The 4,533-nt window shown below is 77.9% G+C and carries 2 protein-coding genes and 1 pseudogene; all 3 read right to left on the bottom strand.

Annotation, left to right across the window (positions count from 1 at the left end; all coding sequences use genetic code 11):
• Positions 1-1,273: pseudogene (locus tag ACYVGT_RS27985) on the bottom strand (TIGR02680 family protein); the annotation flags it as partial.
• Positions 1,274-1,317: 44 nt separating this feature from the next.
• A complete protein-coding gene (locus ACYVGT_RS27980; RefSeq protein ID WP_460863832.1) occupies positions 1,318-2,844 on the bottom strand; it encodes a TIGR02678 family protein in 1,527 nt (508 codons plus the stop codon).
• Positions 2,841-4,343, bottom strand: a complete 1,503-nt coding sequence (locus ACYVGT_RS27975; protein WP_460863834.1) for a DUF2397 domain-containing protein — start codon at positions 4,341-4,343, stop codon at positions 2,841-2,843. The genes ACYVGT_RS27980 and ACYVGT_RS27975 overlap by 4 nt, the downstream gene beginning before the upstream one ends.
• Between the last annotated feature and the right edge of the window lie 190 nt (positions 4,344-4,533).

Genomic DNA, 4,533 nt, shown 5'->3' with positions numbered 1-4,533 from the left:
CGGTGAGCGGGGCGTGCAGCGCCGCTGCTCCGTCGGCCGCCGCGGTGCCCAGCCGGGCCGGCAGCGCGGCGGCCCGCTGGACGGCGCCGAGGCCGTGCTCCTCGGCGGTGCGCTGGTCGGCGGCGGTGCGCAGGGCCGCTTCGGCGCGCATCCGCTCGGCGCCGACCGCCGACTCGCGGTCCTCCAGGTCGCCCAGCGCGCCGTAGGCGGGCGATGCCTTGAGCGCCTCCAGCTCGCCCTGCAGGGCTTCGCGCCGGTCGGCGGTCCGGTCCCGCTCGGCGGACGCGGTGCGGTGCGCCTCCTCGGCCTCGGCCTGCTCGGCGCGCCGCCGCTCCAGCGCGGTGCCGGCCCGCCCCGCGGACTTCTCCGCCTTCGCCAGCCGGGCGGTGCGGTCGGCGAGGACGCCGCGCGCATAGCCGCGGTAGGACTGCAGGAACTCCTGCAGCGCCTGGTCGGCGCGGCGCAGCCCGGCGACGTTGCGCCGCACGCCCTCCAGGTTGTCCAGTCCGGCCGCGGTCCGCGCGATCACCTCGGAGTCCACCGGCGGCAGCGCGTCGGAGAGCAGCTGCTCCAGCTGGCCCTGCAGCACCTTGAGGCCGATGTCGGGGTTGCGCAGCGTGCGCTGCAGGTGGAGCAGGTCGGGGTAGCGGCCGCCGCCGCTGATCCCGTACACGGTCGCGGCCACCCGCTGCTGGAAGGCGTCCGCGGTCGCGGGCACCGCGTCCTCGCCGAGGTGCTCGCGCAGCCGCGCGGCGGTGATCGGCCGGTCCTGCTCGACCAGCGGGAAGTCCTTGTTGACCCGCAGCGGCGTGATGAACCGCCACGAGTCGCTGATCTGGCGGCCCGAGGCGCTCGCCTTGACCCCGACGCCGCAGGTGCAGAAGTCCTCGGTGCCGTCGGCCAGTACCCGGCGCAGCTCGATCCAGGCGTAGCCGAGCCGGATGGTGCCCTCGGTGTAGTCGTCCAGCATGAGCCGGCTCATGCTGACGGTGTCGAACCCCTTGCAGCCCATGGCGCGCAGGTCGCCGTCGAGGCAGAGCGGCAGCAGCAGCTCCAGGGTGCGCGACTTGCCCGACCCGTTGGTGCCCTTGAAGATGACCCGCCCGCCGGACAGGTCGAACTCCTCGTCGGTGTACTGCCAGATGTTGACGACCCCGCCGCGGTGCAGCCGCCACCGCCCCGGCGCCGCTGCGCCGTCCGGCGCGTCCGCGCCGGCGGGCAGAGAGGAGGCAGGGGCGCGGGTGCCGTCCGCGGTCGGCTCGGGGGTGGTCACGGTGTTCCTCGCAGCATCGGGTGGGTCGGTTCGGTGCGGCCGGCTCACGGCTCGGGCTCCGGCGGGCCGGCGCCCGGTCCTGGGGCGCTGACACTGCCCGCCGCGCCGGCGGGAGGGTCGGAGAGGCGGTTCGAGGGGGCCCTGGTGCCGGCGCCGGGCGGCGGGGTGAACAGGTCTGCGTGCCCGTCTCCGGCCGAAGAGTCCGGGCGGCGCTCACCGGGGCCGGCCGCATGCTCGCCGGGGCCGTCCGCAGCAGAAGCCCCTGTTCCGCTGGGCTGCTCCCCGGTAGCCGGCCCGGCGGGGGAGAAGGCGGCGAAGAGCGACTCCTGGCCGGCGTGCGGCTCCGGCGGGGGAGGCTCGCTTCCGGTGTCGGGCCCGTCGGCTTCCGGTTCGGGGTCGCCGTCGGGGCGGGGGCGGTAGCGGGCCGCCGCGGGGGAGAGCCGCAGGCCGTCCGCGTCCGGGCGGGCCAGCCCGGCGCGGGCCAGCTCGCCGGCGACGGCCTCGGCGAGCCGCTCCGGATCGCGGACCGCCTCCTTCGACCAGGCGCGCGGGTAGCGCGCCGCGATCCCGGTGGCCACCTCGCGCAGCTGCGCCGCGCCCACCCGGATCCGGCCATCCTCGGCGTCCTCAGCGCCGGCGCCTCCGCCGTCTGCCGCGCCGCCGCCTTCCGCGGACAGCTCCGCGGCCGCCAGCAGCGCGATCCGGGCCACGGTGCCGTGGCCGGGGAAGTGCCGGTCGGTCAGGTAGCCCTCCGGGTCGACGGCCAGCACGCCCTGCGCGCGGACCTCCAGCTGCAGCCCGAACAGGTCCTCCAGCAGCTCCGCCTCGGCCCGGGCCCGGGTGCGCAGCAGTTCCCGCTGCCCGTCGGTGAGGTCGGCGGCGAGCACCACCGGGTCCTCGACGATGCGCCGGCGCAGCCGGTGGCGCTCGTCCTCGGCGCCGCGGTGCCCTTCTCCCGTGCCGGTCCGCCCGGGCGCCGCGACCAGGTGGCCGAGCAGCTCAACGTCGACGGTGAGCAGCGCCTCCCGCCCGGCGTCGTCGGCCCAGGGCGCGACACTGCCGTCGGTCTCGGCCAGTACGCCGAGGCCGATCAGATGGCGCAGCGCCGCGACGAGGGCCCGCCGGTCGACGATGCCGGTGCCCAGCCGCAGCCCCGCCTCGGCGCCGGCCGCGCGCACCTCGCCCACCAGGCCGGACAGCAGCACCTGCCCGCCCGACCCGGTCAGCGACGCCAGCACCAGCGCCAGGTAGGCGTAGGCCCGCGGGGTGAACGGTGCGCCGGTCGCCTTGTGCGCACCGCGCTGCCCGTCCGGCGCGCCGCCCGACTTGTACAGCCGCGCGAAACCCGGCTCGACCGCCAGCCGGTAGCCGAGATAGCCGGCGAACAGCGAGCGCAGCCGGTCGGCATAGCGGCGCACCGCCGGCAGCGCGTCGCCGTCCGGCCCGTCGGCGCGCAGCAGCGGCCGGCGCAGCAGCACCCGCGCGCAGCGCCGCACCTGCGCGGCCTCGATCGCGTCCAGCCCTTCGAGGGCGGCGGCCTCCGGCCCCGCGGGCTCCCTGCGGTTCCTCACCCGGCCTCCCCGGCGACGGTCAGCTCGACGTCGGAACCGTGCAGCTCCAGCGTGCCGAAGACGGATCCGATGCGCCCGGTCCCCGGGCTCGGCCGGACCGCCAGCGTCAGCCCGGACACCGGGTCGGCGGCGGTGCCCGACTCGGCGGGGGTGTCCCGCGAAGCGCCGGCCAGCGTGAGCAGTTCGCAGAACAGCCCGAGCGCGTCGGCGGACAGCCGCGCGCCCCGCAGGTCGCCGGCTGCCGCGGCGAGTTCGCGCACCGCAGCCGCGCGCCGCTGCGCCCGCTGCGCCTCCTCTTCGAGCAGCGCCGCGCGCCCGAGCGGGTCGTCGCCGAGCCGCGGCACCGGGCCGGACGCTGCGCGCTCGCCCTTGGACCGCACGTTCACCTCCACCTCGGCGCCGGCGGCCTCGGCCCAGTCCAGCGACGGTGCCTCGGCGGCGCCGTCGACCGCGAGGCCAAGGTGGCGGCTCGGATAGAGCCCGAACGATGCCGCATACAGGTCGTGTGCGGCGCCCGGATCGGCGCCGTCGAACCGGGCGGCCAGGTCCAGCAGGTCCCGGCGGCGCCCCGGGTCGACGCCGCCGGAGCCGGTGAACCGCTTGACCGTGCCCAGCAGGGCGGAGATCGCGCGACTGGTGGCCTCGCGCAGCGCGTCGACCTCGCTCGGCCGGCCCGGGCGGCCCACGAACCAGCCGGACAGGCCCGCCCAGTCGGCGGCGGCGCGCCCGGGGGCGCGCTCCATGAGCGCCGTCTGCCCCGGCGCGACCGCGTCGCGGCCGGCGGCGCCTGCCGCAGCCAGCGCCGGCGTGTCCGGTCCGGCGTCGATCAGCGCGAGCAGCGCCGGCAGCTGCGGCTCCAGCGCGGCAAGCCGGTCGGCGATGCCCTCCGCGTGCCGCAGCACATCCTGGGCGATCAGATCGACGTACTCCAGCAGCATGTGCTTGAATCCGGCCGCCTCGTCCGGCGCCAGGTCGTAGCGGGCGATGACCGAGCCCAGGTAGGCGTAGAAGTCGCGGACCGCCGCCGCGAACTCGCCGTGCTGCAGGAAGAGCGTGGTGACCGCGCGGGCGAGGGTGTCGGTGTCGCGCCGGCCGAGGGCCGCGGCGACGGCGTCCAGCCCTTCGGCGATCGCCGGCAGCAGCTCCCGGGAGACCTCGCGGGCCCCGTCGGCGACCTCCAGCAGGCCGTCCACGTCGCGCTGGACGCGTACGGCCAGCTTGGACACCTGGTAGCGGACGCGGCTGCGGGTGAACTCGGCGATGGTCGCCGCCGGCTCGCGCCGCCCCGGTACGAGGTTGCCCCAGCGGGCGAGCGCCTCCAGCCGGTCGGCGACCGTCTCGGTGCGGGACTCGCCGGGGTCGATCGCGCCGCGCCGTTCGGCCTCGGCGAGCCCGGCGGCGACCTCGCCCGCACCGAGGTCGGCGAGGAGCGTGCCGGTGAACAGCCGCATGACGGCCAGGTAGGTCCGCCGCTCCGGCGCCGTGAGGTAGGAGTACAGCCGCAGCCGGTCCAGTCCCCCCGCCGCCGCGCTCTCCGCATCGGCCGGGAGGGGCTCGCCGGCTCCGGGCGGGGCGGCCGCCGCGGAGTGTCCAGCCGCGCCCGCGCCGGCAGCCGCGCCTGCGGGAGGCTCCTCCTGCGGCTCGGCGGCGGCCGCGGCGCAGTCCGGCAGCGCTGCGTCGTCCGCGTCC

The organism is Nocardiopsis coralliicola, assembly GCF_054779695.1.
This window is presented reverse-complemented; position numbering and strand designations above follow the sequence as displayed.